The 17,039-nt window shown below is 35.0% G+C and carries 16 protein-coding genes; 9 read left to right on the plus strand and 7 right to left on the minus strand.

Annotated elements, in window-relative coordinates; translation table 11 throughout:
- Positions 1–70: 70 nt before the first annotated feature.
- Positions 71–895 carry a YfkD famly protein gene (locus F9279_RS02600; protein WP_152111111.1) on the plus strand — a complete coding sequence of 275 codons (825 nt, stop codon included), beginning with the start codon at positions 71–73 and terminating at the stop codon, positions 893–895.
- 1,116 nt (positions 896–2,011) lie between these two features.
- Here the strand turns inward: F9279_RS02600 and yfkAB are convergent.
- The gene (yfkAB, locus tag F9279_RS02605; protein WP_152111113.1) at positions 2,012–3,133 is read right to left on the minus strand and encodes a radical SAM/CxCxxxxC motif protein YfkAB; all 1,122 of its coding nucleotides are present in this window, start codon (positions 3,131–3,133) and stop codon (positions 2,012–2,014) included.
- Positions 3,134–3,309: 176 nt separating this feature from the next.
- On the opposite strand from yfkAB, the gene F9279_RS02610 reads away from it, so the two are divergent.
- Positions 3,310–3,795, plus strand: coding sequence for a YtxH domain-containing protein (locus F9279_RS02610; RefSeq protein WP_152111115.1), 486 nt, complete (start codon positions 3,310–3,312; stop codon positions 3,793–3,795).
- A gap of 162 nt (positions 3,796–3,957) precedes the next feature.
- On the plus strand, positions 3,958–4,146 hold the full coding sequence (locus tag F9279_RS02615) for an SE1561 family protein (protein WP_152111116.1): 189 nt from the start codon (positions 3,958–3,960) through the stop codon (positions 4,144–4,146).
- 34 nt (positions 4,147–4,180) lie between these two features.
- On the opposite strand, the gene F9279_RS02620 is transcribed toward F9279_RS02615, so the two are convergent.
- Complete coding sequence (locus F9279_RS02620; RefSeq protein WP_152111118.1) at positions 4,181–4,477, minus strand: RNA polymerase alpha subunit C-terminal domain-containing protein; 297 nt, start codon at positions 4,475–4,477, stop codon at positions 4,181–4,183.
- Between the two features lie 190 nt (positions 4,478–4,667).
- Here F9279_RS02620 and F9279_RS02625 point away from each other — a divergent pair, with 190 nt between their 5' ends.
- From F9279_RS02625 to rlmD, 4 genes are all read left to right on the plus strand, one after another.
- Positions 4,668–6,203, plus strand: a complete 1,536-nt coding sequence (locus F9279_RS02625) for a fumarate hydratase (RefSeq protein WP_152111120.1) — start codon at positions 4,668–4,670, stop codon at positions 6,201–6,203.
- A gap of 140 nt (positions 6,204–6,343) precedes the next feature.
- On the plus strand, positions 6,344–7,117 hold the full coding sequence (gene pdaA / locus F9279_RS02630) for a delta-lactam-biosynthetic de-N-acetylase (protein ID WP_152111387.1): 774 nt from the start codon (positions 6,344–6,346) through the stop codon (positions 7,115–7,117).
- A 105-nt stretch (positions 7,118–7,222) separates the two neighbouring features.
- Positions 7,223–7,801 carry a hypothetical protein gene (locus tag F9279_RS02635; RefSeq protein WP_152111122.1) on the plus strand — a complete coding sequence of 193 codons (579 nt, stop codon included), beginning with the start codon at positions 7,223–7,225 and terminating at the stop codon, positions 7,799–7,801.
- Between the two features lie 592 nt (positions 7,802–8,393).
- A complete protein-coding gene (gene rlmD / locus F9279_RS02640; RefSeq protein ID WP_152111124.1) occupies positions 8,394–9,806 on the plus strand; it encodes a 23S rRNA (uracil(1939)-C(5))-methyltransferase RlmD in 1,413 nt (470 codons plus the stop codon).
- Positions 9,807–9,821: 15 nt separating this feature from the next.
- Here rlmD and F9279_RS02645 read toward each other — a convergent pair whose 3' ends face one another.
- The 5 genes from F9279_RS02645 to F9279_RS02655 form a co-directional block, all read right to left on the minus strand.
- On the minus strand, positions 9,822–11,303 hold the full coding sequence (locus tag F9279_RS02645) for a recombinase family protein (protein WP_152111125.1): 1,482 nt from the start codon (positions 11,301–11,303) through the stop codon (positions 9,822–9,824).
- Positions 11,300–11,470: a hypothetical protein gene (locus F9279_RS24900; protein WP_010170879.1), complete on the minus strand. Its 171-nt coding sequence runs from the start codon at positions 11,468–11,470 to the stop codon at positions 11,300–11,302. The genes F9279_RS02645 and F9279_RS24900 overlap by 4 nt, the downstream gene beginning before the upstream one ends.
- Entirely contained in the window at positions 11,463–11,813 is a 351-nt protein-coding gene (locus F9279_RS02650) for a recombinase family protein (protein ID WP_152111127.1), read from the minus strand. Before F9279_RS02650 ends, F9279_RS24900 begins: the two co-directional genes overlap by 8 nt.
- Entirely contained in the window at positions 11,794–11,967 is a 174-nt protein-coding gene (locus F9279_RS24905) for a hypothetical protein (protein WP_193224411.1), read from the minus strand. Before F9279_RS24905 ends, F9279_RS02650 begins: the two co-directional genes overlap by 20 nt.
- A gap of 120 nt (positions 11,968–12,087) precedes the next feature.
- Positions 12,088–12,528 carry a recombinase family protein gene (locus tag F9279_RS02655; protein WP_152111129.1) on the minus strand — a complete coding sequence of 147 codons (441 nt, stop codon included), beginning with the start codon at positions 12,526–12,528 and terminating at the stop codon, positions 12,088–12,090.
- Positions 12,529–12,999: 471 nt separating this feature from the next.
- On the opposite strand from F9279_RS02655, the gene F9279_RS02660 reads away from it, so the two are divergent.
- Positions 13,000–16,239, plus strand: coding sequence for a helicase-related protein (locus F9279_RS02660; RefSeq protein ID WP_152111131.1), 3,240 nt, complete (start codon positions 13,000–13,002; stop codon positions 16,237–16,239).
- A gap of 11 nt (positions 16,240–16,250) precedes the next feature.
- Positions 16,251–17,024 carry a DUF4391 domain-containing protein gene (locus F9279_RS02665; protein ID WP_152111134.1) on the plus strand — a complete coding sequence of 258 codons (774 nt, stop codon included), beginning with the start codon at positions 16,251–16,253 and terminating at the stop codon, positions 17,022–17,024.
- The last annotated feature ends 15 nt before the right edge of the window (positions 17,025–17,039 follow it).

The following is a 17,039-nucleotide window of genomic DNA, read 5'->3' on the forward strand; positions in this document are numbered from 1 at the left end:
ATGGATAATCTAGTCGAACTCCGAGGAAAATAACCTTAGTCTTAAGGATTATTGAAGGGAGTTCTTTACTTTGTATAAAAAAATTTCATTAATGCTTTTATCTATATTGTTAATGCTTCCAATGATCACATATGCAGAGAAAGCACCAGATAAGCAAACAGAAGAAAAAGCACCAAAATCTAAACTTGTAACCATACCTAGTTCTGTTATGAATATAACGAAAGAAAATACGTATCCAAATCCTGCACAAGATGTGCCAAGGCTACAACCAAGTGAATTAACACAAGAATTAATTAATTCATCCAAAGTGAAAATTGAAAATCCCGAGTTAATTCGAATGTTAAATGAATCTACAGTCAATAGTAGCCCATTCGCACTTGGATATAAAGCGATTGTCTATTTAGGTCAATGGCCACTTAATTATGAATCATCCGAAACTGCACCAAATTGGGAATATCAAAAAATTAATACAAACTTTTATGATAACAGAGGCGGTAATGCAGCTTACCAAATTCATTATGTTCAAGAGGCACAAAAGACAATAAGAGGTGGATTAACAGCAAAAGTATCGAATGCAGATGATGTGAAAAAAATGATGCTTGTTAAAGCCATGCAAAATTCTGGCCTGCCATTAGCCTTTGAAACAGTTATCGGAACAGGGACAAAAAAAGATCAAGTATATAATATCCCTCCCAAAAGACTAGGCTATTTATTCGGATATGCTCCAGCTGTAAATGAAAAAGGAAAGATAACTTATGGAGAAGTATATGTTATGCTCAAAGGAAATAAGAGGTCCATTGTCGTGAAAAATGTGACTTCACAAGGGATTGGTGCTTGGATACCTGTTCAAGATCATGTATCCTTTGGATTTGTAGCAAGTGAGCAACCGAAGTGATAGAGAGGAGAGGCTAGCTAAGGAGCTAGCTTCTTTCTTTTTTTGAGGTATTGGAATTTGGACGAGAGAATGGGTTTTGATTAAGAGAATAGAATATAGTTGTGATAAGTTTGGTTTAAGCAACAAAAACCCGACCTTCCGCAACAAAAAATGACTAAGCGCAACAAAAAGCAAGGCTATCGCAACAAAAGTTGTCACAGCGCAACAAAAAATGACTGAGCGCAACAAAAAGCAAGGCTTCCGCAACAAAAATTGTCACAGCGCAACAAAGAGTGAGATTGCCGCAACAAAGTAGGATATGTTGAAAGCAAAATCCAGATCACCAGTACAAAATAGAGTGAGCGCAACAAAAACCCGACTTCCGCAACAAAAAATGACTGAGCGCAACAAAAAGCAAGGCTACCGCAACAAAAATTGTCACAGCGCAACAAAGAGTGAGATTACCGCAACAAAGTAGGCTCTGTTGAAAGCAAAATCCAGCTCACCAGTACAAAATAGAGTGAGCGCAACAAAAACCCGATCTTCTGCAACAAAAAATGACTGAGCGCAACAAAAAGCAAGGCTTCCGCAACAAAAATTGTCACAGCGCAACAAAGAGTGAGATTACCGCAACAAAGTAGGCTCTGTTGAAAGCAAAATCCAAATCACCAGTACAAAATAGAGTGAGCGCAACAAAAACCCGACCTTCCGCAACAAAAATTGTCACAGCGCAACAAAGGGTGAGATTGCCGCAACAAAGTAGGCTCTGTTGAAAGCAAAATCCAGATCACCAGTACAAAATAGAGTGAGCGCAACAAAAACCCGACCTTCCGCAACAAAAATTGTCACAGCGCAACAAAGAGTGAAATTCCCGCAACAAAGTAGGGTATGTTGAAAGCAAAATCCAGATCACCAGTACAAAATAGAGTGAGCGCAACATAAATCCGACCTTCCGCAACAAAAAAATGACTGAACGCAATAAAAAGCAAGGCTTCCGCAACAAAAAATGTCACAGCGCAACAAAGAGTGAGATTCCCGCTACAAAAAAAGCAGATCATCAGCATAAAACAATACTCCATTAAAAAAACATAAAAAAATACACCCCTCATTCTCAAATCAGAAGGGTGCATACACAGTTTAGCGACTAATCAATGCTTTACGGCTAGAAAAATCAACACCTTGATAATAACTATTTTTCACCAATACATTTGGTCCGAGGCATTTTACGCTAGGACAGTGACAATTTAATGAATCTGCTAAATCAGTTGCCATCCATTTATCAAAAATATCGACTAGATTATCATGCTGAATATTACCCAATGCAGGGGTGTCACCAAAATCTGTCACAATAACATCACCAGAGAATATATTTACATTTAATCGAGAGCGTCCGTCTGGATCGTTACGAACCGTCACATTTTTACTTGTATATAGTCTTTTCAGTAAGTTTAAATCCTCCTCTCTACTATTACATGGATAAAAAGGAAGTGTACCAAATAACATCCATACTTTTTCATCTCGAATATCTAGTAGATGATTGATGCTATTTCTAATTTCTTCTAATGATAATGTTTCTAATGCTGAAGCAAAATCAGAAGGATACATAGGATGAATTTCGTGTCTTTGGCATTTCATCTCGTCAACAATTTGGCGATGTATATGCTCTAAATAAGGTAGTGTGCGCTTATTTAACATTGTCTCAGCAGATACCACAACACCAGCATCTACAAGTGCTCTACTATTTGTGATAATATTGTGGAAAAGCTTGCTTCTTTGCTCATAGGTAGGCTTTCTTGCCATCATGGAAAACCCTCGTTCTACAAACTCTTCCTCTGTACCCCAGTTATGTGAGATATGCAGGACATCTAGATAAGGGATAACAGGCTCATAACGGTCTAATCCTAATGTTAAATTAGAATTCATTTGTGTTTTAACCCCGCGACTATGTGCATATTTAAAGAGAGGGACCACGTAATTCTCAACAGATTTTTTGCTCATCATTGGCTCGCCACCCGTAATACTTAAAGAACGTAAATGAGGAATTTCATCCAATCTTTTTAGTAGTAAATCAATCGGTAAGGCATTTGGATCTTTTGGTTGTAGTGTATAGCCAACTGCGCAGTGCTCGCAGCGCATATTACATAAGGTGGTTGTTGTGAATTCAATATTGGATAAAGTGAGCTTCCCATGCTGTTCCATATCCATATAGGCTTCCCAAGGATCTAGATTTGGATTAACTATTTTTCTTTCAGTAATCATGATAAACTCCTTTTGTAAAAGAATAGATACGTATATCTATGTTTGCATACCGTATTTTAAAACATCTCTTGTCATTATTTAAGGAAATAGCTATTATGTCAAACCATTTTTTGTTTCAATATAGTGACTAATGGGAAAAGGAAGGATAATAGCGAAGAGAAAGGGAGATGAAAATAATGGCAAACAGTAATCCAAGTAGCAAACTACTCTCAGGTGTGTTAATAGGAAGTGCTATCGGTTTAACTTGTTCCCTCCTTGATCCTACAACTAGAAAAAGCACGATGAACCGCCTAAATTATATGAAAAACTTTAGTACTCAATTTATAGAGAATTATCGAAGTAACCCTGATCAAGTGAAGAAAGAAATGAAAGATACGCTTGAAAGTACTTCTGATTCCATGAAAGGCATGGTAGATGATAGTCAAGAATTGTACAAGCATATTCAATCGACTGTAGTAGACCGTTCCAATGACATAAAAGAGATGGTGGATGACTTTAAACAGCTATATTATCAAACCAAAAGGCATTATCGAAAGATTACGCATACATTTAAAGATACAAAAGAACAGTTAATCCATACAACAGATTTAGAAGAAGAACCTCAATTACCAATGACGGTTGATAATAGAGAAGTAATGAAAATGGAGCAACGCACACTGTAGAATTTATCGCATTAGGAAGAGTATCTTAGTTTATTCAAAAAAGGTACTCTTCTTTTTGTGTAAAAAACAAGGATTTGTGTAAAGCTAAAAATAGAAATGATAGTTGCCGAACACTATAAAATTAGATACGATAAGGTAGTAAGTTTGAAAGGAGAGAGTACTTTGGGTAGTTCTATTACAGAAAAAAACGAACAAGTAACTTTTTTAAAAACTAGATTAAATATGTTTCTAGATGTCTTAGATGCAATGGATCCGGAAGAAGCGGAATTAGAAGATATCGATCGTCTAATTGAAATGATTGATGACATAGAGTCGAAGGTAAATGAATTTAAGCATAGAGATTTGGATTAAGTAAAAAACGCTCGGCATAATTGCCGAAGCGTTTTTATTTATCATTAAATGTTAAGTCTTCTTCAGCTAAAGCGATTCTCAGTGTCGGTAGGGAGGCTGGGCCAATACCATGTAACTTAAGAATCTCTTTCTCACTATATCCAGCTAACACCTCGATGGTATGGATACCCTCGTGCTCTAGTGCTCTTCTTGCTGGAGCCGATAATAAAGATAAAAAGCCACTTGATGGTTTCTTTTCTTTTTCACAAACTGGACAGGTTGGACAATCACTTGACTTGTAATATTCATGTCCCTTCGCGCACGTTCTTAAGATTTTAGTAGATGGAGCCATATAACAACCTCCTTTTTTTAAAACATAGCGTATTAGTGCTAGGAATGCAAGAATGGGATTAATTTATGTAAACGATTGCAAATCACTTCTCTAGAAAAGGATAGAGGAGTATAATTTTTATAGGGAGAAATGTTTTAAGAAGATGCCTGCTAAGGTAGAACAGTGGGTTTTCAAATGAGGGGGAAGTAATGTGTATGTAGAAAACTTAAAGAAGAGTATTTATGAATTAATTGTGGAGACTTCGACGAACCTCCCTAAGGATGTTCGTCGTGCCATTGCTAAAGCAACTCAGTCCGAAAATGCTGGAACTCGTTCTGCTATGAGCTTAGCAACTATTACTCAAAATATCAATATGGCAGATACACAAGTCTCACCTATTTGTCAGGATACAGGGCTACCGACCTTTAAAATCAAAACTCCAATTGGGGTTAATCAGTTGGAGATAAAAGCTGCCATTTATGACTGCATGGTTCTAGCTACAAAGAATGGAAAGCTTCGACCTAATTCGGTAGATTCCTTAACAGGTGAGAATAGTGGAGACAATTTAGGAAGTGGTACTCCTGTTATTAAATTTGAACAATGGGAAAAAGATTATATCGATATTCGTTTAATTTTAAAAGGAGGAGGATGTGAGAATAAAAACATTCAATATAGCTTACCTTGTGAGTTAGAAGGATTAGGAAGAGCCGGTCGTGATATTGATGGCATTCGTAAATGTATTATGCATTCTGTCTATCAAGCACAAGGGCAAGGATGTAGTGCTGGTTTTATTGGTGTAGGAATAGGAGGAGACCGTTCGGCAGGATATGATTTGGCGAAGGAACAGTTATTCCGCTCTGTGGAGGATACCAATGATATTCCAGAATTAGCGGCTTTAGAAGAATACGTGTTGGAAAATGCAAATAAGCTTGGAATTGGAACAATGGGATTCGGTGGTGAAACAACACTTTTAGGCTGCAAAATTGGTGTAATGAATCGTATACCTGCAAGCTTTTTTGTATCAGTAGCCTATAATTGCTGGGCATTTCGCCGATTAGCAATCAAAGTAAATCCAGATAGTGGCGAGATTATGGAATGGGATTACCAAGAAGGGGATAAAATAGACTTTCATCGTGAGAATCAGACAGAAGATGATACAGACGCAAAAGAAGTAATTAGCCTTCAAGCACCAATAAGTGAAGAAAAGATTCGTCAGTTAAAAGTAGGAGATGTTGTGGAGATTAATGGCATGATGTATACAGGCAGAGATGCTATCCATAAACATTTAAGTACAAATGATGCTCCTATCGATTTAAATGGGCAAATTATTTATCATTGTGGACCAGTTATGTTAAAGGATAAGGAAGGCAACTGGGAAGTAAAGGCTGCTGGCCCCACAACTAGTATACGAGAAGAACCATACCAAGGGGATATTATGAAGAAATTCGGAATTCGTGCAGTAATGGGAAAAGGCGGTATGGGAGCAAGAACATTAGAAGCATTAGAAGAACATGGAGGCGTGTATCTTAATGCTATTGGTGGAGCTGCCCAGTATTATGCAGATTGTATTAAATCAGTAGAAGGCGTTGATCTTATGCAATTTGGCATACCAGAAGCTATGTGGCATTTGCGTGTAGAAGGCTTTAGAGCAGTGGTAACGATGGATGCACACGGAAATTCCTTGCATAAAGATATAGAACTATCTTCATTAGAAAAATTAGCTCAATTTAAAGATCGAGTATTCTAATAGTAGGAAAAGAAACAGCTAGCATCTCCTAGCTGTTTTTCTTTTTATTACCAAGAATGAATTCTCCTATCAGACAAAAAATAAGCAATAGTTAGTAAGAGAAGGGGGAAATCTTTTTGAAGCTAGGAATCAAATTAATTATGTGCTTTACGATATTATTACTAGTAGCACTACCAGTTCACGCATCTGTATCTAATAATCCTTTAAATTGGGGATTTAAAAAAGCAGTAAATGAGCAACCAGCAGAAGCGGGTGAAGAACTTGATACATTATTAGAGAAATACGGTGCGTACTACAAGGACTCAGGAGATAAAAAGGTATTATATCTAACCTTTGATAATGGATATGAAAATGGCTACACAGGAAAAATATTAGATATATTAAAAAAAGAAAAAGTTCCTGCAACTTTCTTTGTCACAGGGCATTATTTGAAGAGTGCTCCTGACTTAGTGAAAAGAATGGCAAATGAAGGCCATATTATTGGAAACCACTCCTATCACCATCCAGACTTTACTAAAGTCAGTGATGAAAGATTAAAACAAGAACTGGACTCTATTGTAACAGAAACAGAAAAACTAACGGGACAAAAAGGGATGACATATTTACGCCCTCCAAGAGGCGTCTTCAGCGAAAGAACACTAAAGCTTGCTAAGGAGATGGGTTATACACAAGTATTTTGGTCTCTAGCTTTTGTCGATTGGAAAACCGATCAACAAAAGGGTTGGAAATATAGCTACGATAATATTATGAAGCAGGTTCACCCAGGCTCTATTATGTTGTTACACACTGTATCAAAGGATAATGCAGGCGCCCTACAACAGGCTATTGTAGATTTAAAGAAAAAAGGATATGTTTTTAAAAGCTTGGATGATTTAACTTTAAAAAGAGAAATAGATGAAGGGATAATAAACTAATTATCCTTAATAATGTAACGGTGCCTAACTGAAGAAGTATTTCTTTAGTTAGGTTCTTTTCTTTGTATTCTTCTTAACAACAATAGCTGGATAAAAAAAAGAAAATTGGCAAATACTAAATTTGGAAAAAATAAAGTAGGTGAAATGATAAGTATGCATTTTCTTTTATTAATTTTCTTCTTCTCGATAGGAGCTATTGGATGTTTTTTTGTTTTAAAAAATAATTTTCAGCTATATTATAAAATTTTGCTTAACCATATCTTCTTATCTATCTTTGCTTGTTTGTTTTTCTATTTAAACGGCTTTTATCGTTTTACATTACCTCTACTGTATATAATTCCAACAGTTGTTGTTACCTTTGGCTTCTTAGTTTTATTTACTCTCCATTTTCAACAAAGAAATCATACTTTTAGATATTTATTCATGATTATCAATTGGGTGTTTGTATTTGAGATTTTCCTTGAATATATTGGCTTTATTCATTTCAGAAATGGCTGGGATTTCTGGGATTCTTATAGTTTTTACTGGATCTATTTACGGTTGTTTATTTACTTTGGTAATAAATATATTCCGATGGAACAAAGATATCAAAAGCGATTACCACCTAAGCTATATGGGACATTATTTGGAGTGACCCTTACACTATCTATATTAGTATTGTTTTGGTTGATTCATTTTAGATAATTAATTCTGTACCTAAATTATTTGATGAATCAGAGAAAATATGTAGAATTTCCTATAATTTCAAAATGTTATCGTCTGAAACCAAAGCCCCAGAAAAATTTGCTGTATCACAAGTAAGGTAACTTGATTAACGATGGGGAAGAGGGGAAAGCAACAAAATGTGAAGTTTCGCAACAAAGACTGCTAGAAACGCAACAAAATGTGTTGGGACAGCAACAATAGCGGGTGAGGTTGAATAGGAAGAGATAGTGAATGAAGTGCAAATAAAACGGGGCTTAGTGCAAATAAAATTAATAGTACTGCAAATAAATAGGGCTAACTTGCAAATAAAATTTACTTAATCGCAAGTAAAGAGGAATTTTCCGCAAATAAAATCCATAAGCGCCATTATTATTGGAAGATCTTTCTTTCTAAATTAGGAGCTTTCAAATTTATTTTTACTAGAAAAAGATTTAAAATAGAATAATAAGCATTATCCCTTTAATTTAGTAGTTAGAGGGATTTTCCTTTTAGGAAAGCTGGCTATTACGAGCTAGAAGTATTAGTATTAAGAAAGTGTATAAAGTGAACTCAAGTGTATAGGAGTATATAGATGAAAGAAAAACAACAGCAAAACAATTCGGCAAAATTAAAAACTGGACAAACTTTTCCATTGACTATAAAGAGACTCGGAATTAACGGAGAAGGAGTAGGATACTTTAAGAAACAGGTTGTCTTTGTGCCAGGGGCTCTTCCAGGTGAAGAAGTTGTAGTGGAAGCTACAAAGGTACAACCGAAATTCTCAGAAGGTAAAGTGAAAAAAGTACGTAAGGCTTCTCCGTTTCGTGTAAAACCGCCATGCCCTATTTATGAACAATGTGGTGGTTGTCAATTACAGCATTTAGCTTATGACCAACAGCTTAAAGAAAAACGAGACATTGTTATTCAATCGTTAGAAAGACATACAAAGATACAGGTGGATAAGTTAGACATTCGCCCAACGATTGGCATGGATGATCCATGGAATTATCGCAATAAAAGTCAGTTCCAAGTGGGACAGCTAAAGAATGGATCTATTATTGCAGGATTATACGGACTGGATTCACATCGATTAATCCCTATTCAAAACTGCATGGTGCAACATCCATTAACTAATAAGGTATCAGAAGAAGTACGTAAAATCTTAGAAGAATTCCAAATTCCTATCTATGATGAAAGAAAGCAAAAGGGAATTGTGCGAACGATTGTGACGCGCGCTGGTTTTCAGTCAGGTGAAGTGCAAGTTGTTTTAATAACAACTCAAAAAGAGATGCCAAGAAAGAAATTAGTCATGGCAGAAATTCAAAAGAGATTACCAGAAGTAAAGTCATTGGTACAGAATATTAATGGAAATAAAACCTCCCTTATTTTTGGAGAAAAAACGATTCATTTAAGCGGAGAAGAAGTAATCCAAGAAACATTAGGTGATTTACATTTTGAATTATCAGCTCGTGCTTTCTTCCAATTGAATCCAGAACAAACAGTAAAGCTTTATGATGAAGTAAAAAAGGCAGCAGGGTTGATTGGAAAAGAGAAAATTGCGGATGCCTATTGTGGTGTAGGAACCATTGGACTTTGGTTAGCAGATGGAGCTAGTGAAGTTCGTGGAATGGATACAATAGAAGCAGCTGTTCAGGATGCACAGAAAAACGCAGAAAAACATGGGATTCGAAATGCTACTTATGTGACAGGAACTGCAGAGCATTGGCTACCGAAATGGGTAGAAGAAGGATGGCGTCCTGATGTAGTTGTGGTAGATCCACCACGAACTGGTTGTGACCAGAAGCTATTGGATGCTATTAAGAAAGTAAAGCCTAAGAAGTTTGTGTATGTTTCATGTAATCCTTCTACTTTGGCGAAGGATATTGAGTATTTGGCTAAGGATTATAAGGTGGAGTATATGCAGCCTGTGGATATGTTTCCGCATACGGCGCACGTTGAGGTAGTATCGCAGATGATTTTAAAAAATGAAGCAGGTTCCCAATAAGGGAAAAACCTGCTTCTATTCAAATGTTGGGGCGGCAAATCGGTAGTGGATAACCGGTGTGCCGTCTTCTTTTACAAAGATACGATTGATGAGCCGATGTAGAATTTCGGGCGTTAGTTCATCAAAGTTAAGAAATTGAAGAAGCTCTTGTTTTAACTTGTCGATATTATCAATCACTTGTTCACTTTCAAGCATCAATAACAGTTCATTTTTCTTTTCGACTAGCTGAGCCAATTCTGTGTTGTTATCCTCAATCATATCTAAATACTCATCGTGTTGGATCTTTTCATCAGCCAGCATTTTGATGAATTTCTTCTTACGATTCTTCAACATATCAATTTGCTTATTGAGTTTATCAAGCTTTTGTTGAATATCCTTCTTTGATTTCTTCGATTGTGCTACTAGCTCTTTCAAATATTGTTCTTTATCAATTTCTTGAACAAGCTTTCTGATATCATACAAAATTGTTTCTTTGAGAAAGCCCTCTTTAATTGTATGTGCGCTGCAAGCCTTTTTTCCATGACGAGCATAGCCTCCACATACATAACCATTTTGTCGGTTACTTCGAAACCACATTCCCTTACCACAGTCGCCGCAGAAGAGGATGTTCGTAAATAAGTGAAGCTTAGGAGCTGTAATGAACTTCTTCCGTTGCTTCATCAGATTTTGAACCGCTTCAAACATATCCTGTGAGATAATCGCTTCATGGGTGTTTTCGATGATATACATATCATCTTTGTCTTGTTTCTTCCGTTTTTTACTTGTGAGGCTCACTGTGGTAGTACGCCCTTGAACTAAATCTCCAACGTAATGAGGATTAGTTAAGATTAGCTTGATTGTGGAATCATTCCACTTGTCACTCGCATTAATCTTGCCTGCTACATCAGCAGGTGTTCTAATTCCCTCATTGTATAAACGACGACCGATACTTTCTCTACCGCTTCCTTCAAGATACTCCCGGAAAATTCGTCTCACAATTTCAGATGTCTCATCATTACGGATGTAAAGCTTCCCCTCTCTAACTTCATACCCATATGGAGGATTCGAACCTTTAAACAAGCCGTTTTTTGCACGGGTTTTTAATGTTTCCTTTACACGATTGCTTGTATTTTGAGATTCTTGTTCATACATCCAAGCATATAGGCCAAACATATTGGTATTTCCAGTTAGTGTGTTGATCGCATTATCTAGTGTAATAATGTGAATACCTTGGTTTTCGCAAAGGTTTTTGATTTTGTATGATAACTCACCATTACGAGCAAGACGAGATAACTCTTTGGCTAGGATGATATCGAACTTTTTTGCATGAGCGTCTTCAATCATTCGTTGAAGATTTTTTCTCTTTGCTGTTGTTCCGGATTGAACATCTACGTAAAACTCGTTGATGTCCCATCCTTTTTCTTCAATAAATTTGTAGAACAGTTCTTTCTGATATTTGAGTGAGGCTTTTTGTTCCTCTTTATCTGTTGAAACTCGAATATAGATTGCACATCTCATGAAGCATCATGCTCCTTTTCGTTTGATTGAGATGTAGCAGTGTTCACCTTGTTAGCAGTATTGACAAGTTCCTCTATTTTATTATCAATGATTGCTTTGATGACTTGAGCAAATGCCAACTTAGGATCTGTGTAGATTCTTTCTACCGAAAGTGTTTTCTTACTCATAAAGTGACCCTCCACAAATTAAGTCGTGGACGATTAACGTGACATTATTTTTATAAAGCTCGTTACAAATTTTTTCGCATTCTTTTACATACCGAGAGATACGTGATAATGAATCAATAATGACCACATCGAATTGTTTTTCGTAAGTTAGTTGTAATAATTGGTTTAATGCTGGACGGTTCTTAAAAGATTGTGAGTTGACCATATCTTGGAAAATTTCAATTTGAGTAATTCCCATTTTATTCGTATATTTCTTTAGTTTTTGTTGTTGGTCGTATAAATTTATATAATTATTTGCAGTTGTGCGGCAATAAATAGCTGCTCTAATTTCTTGATTTTCCATAGTAATCTCCTTTGATGTTCATTTTAGATACATAATTTTTACGATAATCATTTAGGAATTCTGATAATATTCCTTCTACTTTTTTTAGATGTTTGACTTGGGCAGAATTCATTCGGATATATAGCAAGCCTTTTTTAAATTTATTTGTTTGCATTGATGAATGCTCCTTTCAAATAAAAAACCGTAGAAAATTACATAGCCCTCTAATGAGTAGTGGCTAAGTAACCTCTGCGGTTTTCGCTTGTTATTGGGTTACAATATTAGAACTTTAGTTTTAGCTTTGCTTATCTAATAGGCGTTTCTTTTTGCCAAATTTAATTCTTTGGCTTTGCTTTGTGGATTCTTGTTCTATAATCCAAGCGTAGAGACTAATTACATCTACATTTCCTTGCAGAGTATTGATGGAACGATCTAAGGTCATAATATGAATTTTCTTCATCTTACAAAGCTTCTTCATTTTAGAAGATAGTTCAGGTATCCGTAATAATCGTGATGCGTCTGTCGAAAGAATAACATCAAACTTATTATTTTGGGCATCTTCTACCATGGCTTGTAAATTCTCATGATTTTTTGGACCTGAGCCAATATCAATATAAGAATTGTATAATTGCCAATTGTGATCAGAGATAAATTGTTTGAGTCGATCAGATTGTGTTTTTAAATGATAATCTGTATTGTTTTTACTTGCAGTTCGGATATAAATTGCACATTTCATTTATTTTAACTTCTCCTTTTGATTTTAATTGTTTGTTTTATATTGACATATAAAATTATATTTACTGCTGTTCTATCCCCTTTTCATTTTATTTTGCTTGTAATTTGGTTAACCGGAATACATTGTACCTACTTATTTTCATATTCGAAGTCTTTTTCTTTAAAAATATGATTTTGTAAATGGAACTGACCCCTTATTTGATCGTTTCATTACTTTAGCCGGTTAAATCTGAAACATTATAGCCACGGATTTTGGTCATTTAAGTATCTAGTGAAAATAATTTCAAATATTTTTTATTGTTTTAGCCATATGAGATAGGAATTTAGTAATTATAAGAAAAATGGTATAATTTAGCCATAAAAGAAATGATGTAGGAAGTTTTAGAGCAGACTTATTGTTTTTGAACTCTATCTGTAATGTTGTGATTAATTATAAAAGGGGATTCTTTGAATCGAAGGAGCGCGTAAATTTATGCATAAAGGCATTATTGATAATAAACAAACGGGTCTAGTTGGGGACGTGCTCAAAGAACATATTAGTAAAGGAAGTAAAATATCAGTCGCAGCAGCTCACTTTACGTTATATGCATTCGTTGAGTTGAAGAAAGAACTCGCAAAAGTGGAAGAATTTAGATTCATTTTCACAGAACCAGCATTTATAGACAATAAGGACTTCAATAAAATGCAAATCGATAAAAATGAAGCATTGTTGTATGGTGTGGATGAAGAACATAAATATAAAATGGATTTAACTCAAGGTTATATTGCTAGAGAACTAGCTAAATGGTTAAAATCCCATGCAGAATTTAAATCTGTAACAAAGCAAAAAATACAAGGTGGTCTCTACCATGTGGGAAATAAGGATGGGAGCCAAATAGGATTAGTCGGAGGAGCGCCTTTCTCTAGTGCAGGACTCGGCTATAGCAATTCATCAAGTATGTACATAAATAATATTATCGATGATAAAGAATCGAATGATCAGCTATTGAAAAATTTTGAGGCAATTTGGCAAAACGCAGATGCTCTACAAGATGTTAAAGATCATATCATAGAAAGAATTGAGTCGTTATATCAAGAGAACTCACCTGAACTTATTTATTTTGTTACCTTATATAATTTGTTTAAAGAATTCTTAGAAGGTGCAAAGGACTTTGATGCCTTACAGTCAAAGACTGGATTCGAAAAAACGTTGATTTGGAATAAGCTTTACGACTTTCAAAAAGATGGTGTAGTAGGTGCTATAAATAAAATTGAAAATCATGGGGGCTGTATAATTGCTGATAGTGTGGGTCTTGGTAAGACATTTGAAGCACTAGCAGTCATTAAGTACTATGAGTTAAGAAATCACCGCGTACTTGTGTTAGCACCCAAAAAGCTTAGAGAGAATTGGTCAATCTATCGACTGAACGATAAACGAAATATTTTATCAGAGGATCGTTTTTCCTATGATTTATTAAACCATACTGATTTATCAAGAGAGTCTGGATACAGTGGGGATATCAATCTCGAACACGTAAACTGGGGAAATTATGACTTGATAGTGATTGATGAATCGCATAATTTTAGAAACAATGAAGCACGCAATGATCGAATAACAAGATATTCTAGACTGATGTCAGATATTATTCGTGCTGGAGTAAAAACCAAAGTGTTAATGCTATCTGCAACACCTGTAAACAATAAATTAGATGATTTAAAGAACCAAATTGCATTTATTACAGAGGGTGACGATGCAGCTCTTAATACTTCAGCCAATATTAAAAACATTTCGCATACCATTCGAGTGGCTCAATCACAATTCAATAAATGGAGTAATTTATCAGACGAAGAGCGGACTACGGATCGTTTATTAGATATGTTAAGTTGGGATTATTTCACTTTACTTGATTCATTAACTATTGCTAGATCACGGCGACATATAGAGAAATACTATAATATGAATGATATTGGCAAGTTCCCAACCCGATTGAAACCAGAGAATAAGAAAATACATATTGACAGCGAAGGTGAATTTCCAGCCCTTGAGAAGATTAACAATGATATATTACGTCTTCGATTGGCGGTATATTCTCCTATGCAATATATTTTGCCGCATATGCGAACGACATATAGTGAGAAATATGATACAAAAGTTGCTAATGGACAAGTATTTCGACAAACAGATCGTGAAAGTAACTTAATCCATTTAATGAAATCGAATTTATTAAAGCGATTAGAAAGTTCTGTTCACTCTTTTTCATTAACACTTGATAGCATCATTTTCAATATTAATTCTTTCATTGAAAAAATTGAAAACTACACTCCAGCTACAGATACAACAAATGATATTATGGACGTTGATGTAGAAGATCCAGATTTAGAAGATGCTCTCATAGGTTCGAAAGTAAAAATATTATTAAAAGATGTAGACTTAATTCGTTGGAAACAGGATTTACTTTATGACAGAGAAATCCTTGCTAACTTGTTGTCGTATGCTAAAAAAGTGTCGCCGCTAAGAGATGAGAAATTATTAATTTTAAGAGAAGAAATCAAGCAGAAAATTGAGAATCCAATTAATGAACAAAACAAGAAAATACTCATATTTACAGCTTATGCAGATACCGCTAAATATTTATATGAGAATTTACATAAATGGATTCTTCAATACTTTGACATTCACACTGCACTGGTAACCGGTTCAGATAATCCTAAAACAACATTAAAAATAAAGAAAGTGGATTTTAATAGTATTTTAACTAACTTTTCCCCACTTTCTAAAGAAAGACAAAAAGTAATGCCTGATGTACAAGGGGAAGTTGACATATTAATCGCAACGGACTGTATATCTGAAGGGCAAAACTTACAGGATTGTGACTATTTAATAAATTACGATATTCACTGGAACCCTGTCCGAATCATTCAGAGGTTTGGGCGAATTGATCGGTTGGGAAGTAAAAATGAAAAAATCCAACTTGTAAATTACTGGCCTTCCATTGAACTAGACGAATATATCAACTTAGTCGGTAGAGTTAAAGACCGGATGACAATTCTTGATATCTCTTCTACAGGAGAAGAAAATGTAATTGCCGAAAACAGCAATGAGATGAAGGACCTAGAGTACCGTCGAAAACAATTAGAGAAGTTGCAAGACGAGATCATCGATTTAGAAGATATATCAGGCAACATTTCACTTACGGACTTTACAATGGATGATTTCAGGATGGACTTGTTGAACTATATGAAAAAGAACGAAGAGATTGTGAAAAATACACCATTAGGCTTATTTAGTATTACAACAAATAGGAATGAGAAACTTCAAGATGAAATTCAAAAAGGTGTTATTTTTTGTTTGAAGCAAATTAACAATTTCAGTGCTACTGACGAAAAAAATGCACTTCATCCCTATTATCTTATTTACATGAAGGAAAATGGAGAAGTACTTTACAATCATGTTCATGTGAAAAAGCTATTAGACTTGTACCGCTCCTTATGTCACGGTCAAGGTGGTGTAGAGGAACAATTATATAATGCATTCTATGAGGAAACAAAGAACGGAAAAGAGATGAATACACACAAAGAATTGCTAGAAAAAGCGACAGATGAGATTGTAGGGAAAATGGACGAGCAATCAACCTTAAATATATTTAGTCTCGGCAATCTAGATAGTCTCGTAACAAGTGCCAATACTAGTTTGCAGGATTTTGAAATTATCTCATATCTGTTTGTAAAGTAAGGATGGTGAAAATGGCTACATCATTTATCTATCAAGTCATTGGATTAGATTCAAAGCTTACCGCTCTCAATAAAAAGCTAGATAAAAAGATGTTTTATGATTATGCTGATTTAAACAAAAAAGAGAAAGATGTCATAACAAAATACATAGATCGGATTGAGTTAGCGTACTTGCTAACTCCCTCCACTATTAATATCCAACCATATATAAATGAAGATACATATTATGAAGGAGTTATGTTTATTAATGTTCGTCTTAGAGACGAAGCAACCGAAAAACAAGTAGCAATTATTGAAGAAGTGATTCATGGAGCTTTACCTAACCCAGTAGTCATTGCCTTTCAGTTAAAAAGGAATTTACTTGTAAGCACCTGTATGAAGCGTTTAAACAAAGTGGACAAATCCAGTGTTGTGTTAGGTGATGTTCATCGAACCTTTTGGTTAAACTTGGAACATGATACTGAATTACAAAATCAGTTTATTAAGACAATCCATGTATCAAATTTAAATTTCAATAATTTTTTTGTGTTTTACAAAGATATAGACCTAGCTGTAGAAGCAGCTCAAAATGCTGAAACTATAGGTAGTTTTCACATTGAAAGGGACCATCAAAAACAACTCCAACAACAAAAGATTATTCAGCAAATAAAGGACTTAGAACTCGAAGTGGTTAAACTGAAATCAGCCATTAAGAAAGAAACACAATTCAACAGAAAAGTGGAATTGAATGTTAAAATCCAACAAATAAAAAAGCGTACTGAGCAACTGAAAAAAGAATTAGTGTGATAAAGGAGAAAATCT

Origin of the sequence: Bacillus sp. B1-b2 (assembly GCF_009183415.1) — a bacterium.
Lineage (GTDB): Bacteria > Bacillota > Bacilli > Bacillales > Cytobacillaceae > Niallia.

What these genes read in the sequence shown, in the direction of transcription:
- F9279_RS02650 (WP_152111127.1), bottom strand. Translation starts at nt 11,813, where the DNA reads ATGGAAAATCAAGAAATTAGAGCAGCTATTTATTGCCGCACAACTGCA.
- F9279_RS02610 (WP_152111115.1), top strand. Translation starts at nt 3,310, where the DNA reads ATGGCAAACAGTAATCCAAGTAGCAAACTACTCTCAGGTGTGTTAATA.
- F9279_RS02655 (WP_152111129.1), bottom strand. Translation starts at nt 12,528, where the DNA reads ATGAAATGTGCAATTTATATCCGAACTGCAAGTAAAAACAATACAGAT.
- F9279_RS02665 (WP_152111134.1), top strand. Translation starts at nt 16,251, where the DNA reads ATGGCTACATCATTTATCTATCAAGTCATTGGATTAGATTCAAAGCTT.
- F9279_RS02660 (WP_152111131.1), top strand. Translation starts at nt 13,000, where the DNA reads ATGCATAAAGGCATTATTGATAATAAACAAACGGGTCTAGTTGGGGAC.
- F9279_RS24905 (WP_193224411.1), bottom strand. Translation starts at nt 11,967, where the DNA reads ATGCAAACAAATAAATTTAAAAAAGGCTTGCTATATATCCGAATGAAT.
- rlmD (WP_152111124.1), top strand. Translation starts at nt 8,394, where the DNA reads ATGAAAGAAAAACAACAGCAAAACAATTCGGCAAAATTAAAAACTGGA.
- F9279_RS02645 (WP_152111125.1), bottom strand. Translation starts at nt 11,303, where the DNA reads ATGAGATGTGCAATCTATATTCGAGTTTCAACAGATAAAGAGGAACAA.
- F9279_RS24900 (WP_010170879.1), bottom strand. Translation starts at nt 11,470, where the DNA reads ATGAGTAAGAAAACACTTTCGGTAGAAAGAATCTACACAGATCCTAAG.
- F9279_RS02620 (WP_152111118.1), bottom strand. Translation starts at nt 4,477, where the DNA reads ATGGCTCCATCTACTAAAATCTTAAGAACGTGCGCGAAGGGACATGAA.
- pdaA (WP_152111387.1), top strand. Translation starts at nt 6,344, where the DNA reads ATGTGCTTTACGATATTATTACTAGTAGCACTACCAGTTCACGCATCT.
- yfkAB (WP_152111113.1), bottom strand. Translation starts at nt 3,133, where the DNA reads ATGATTACTGAAAGAAAAATAGTTAATCCAAATCTAGATCCTTGGGAA.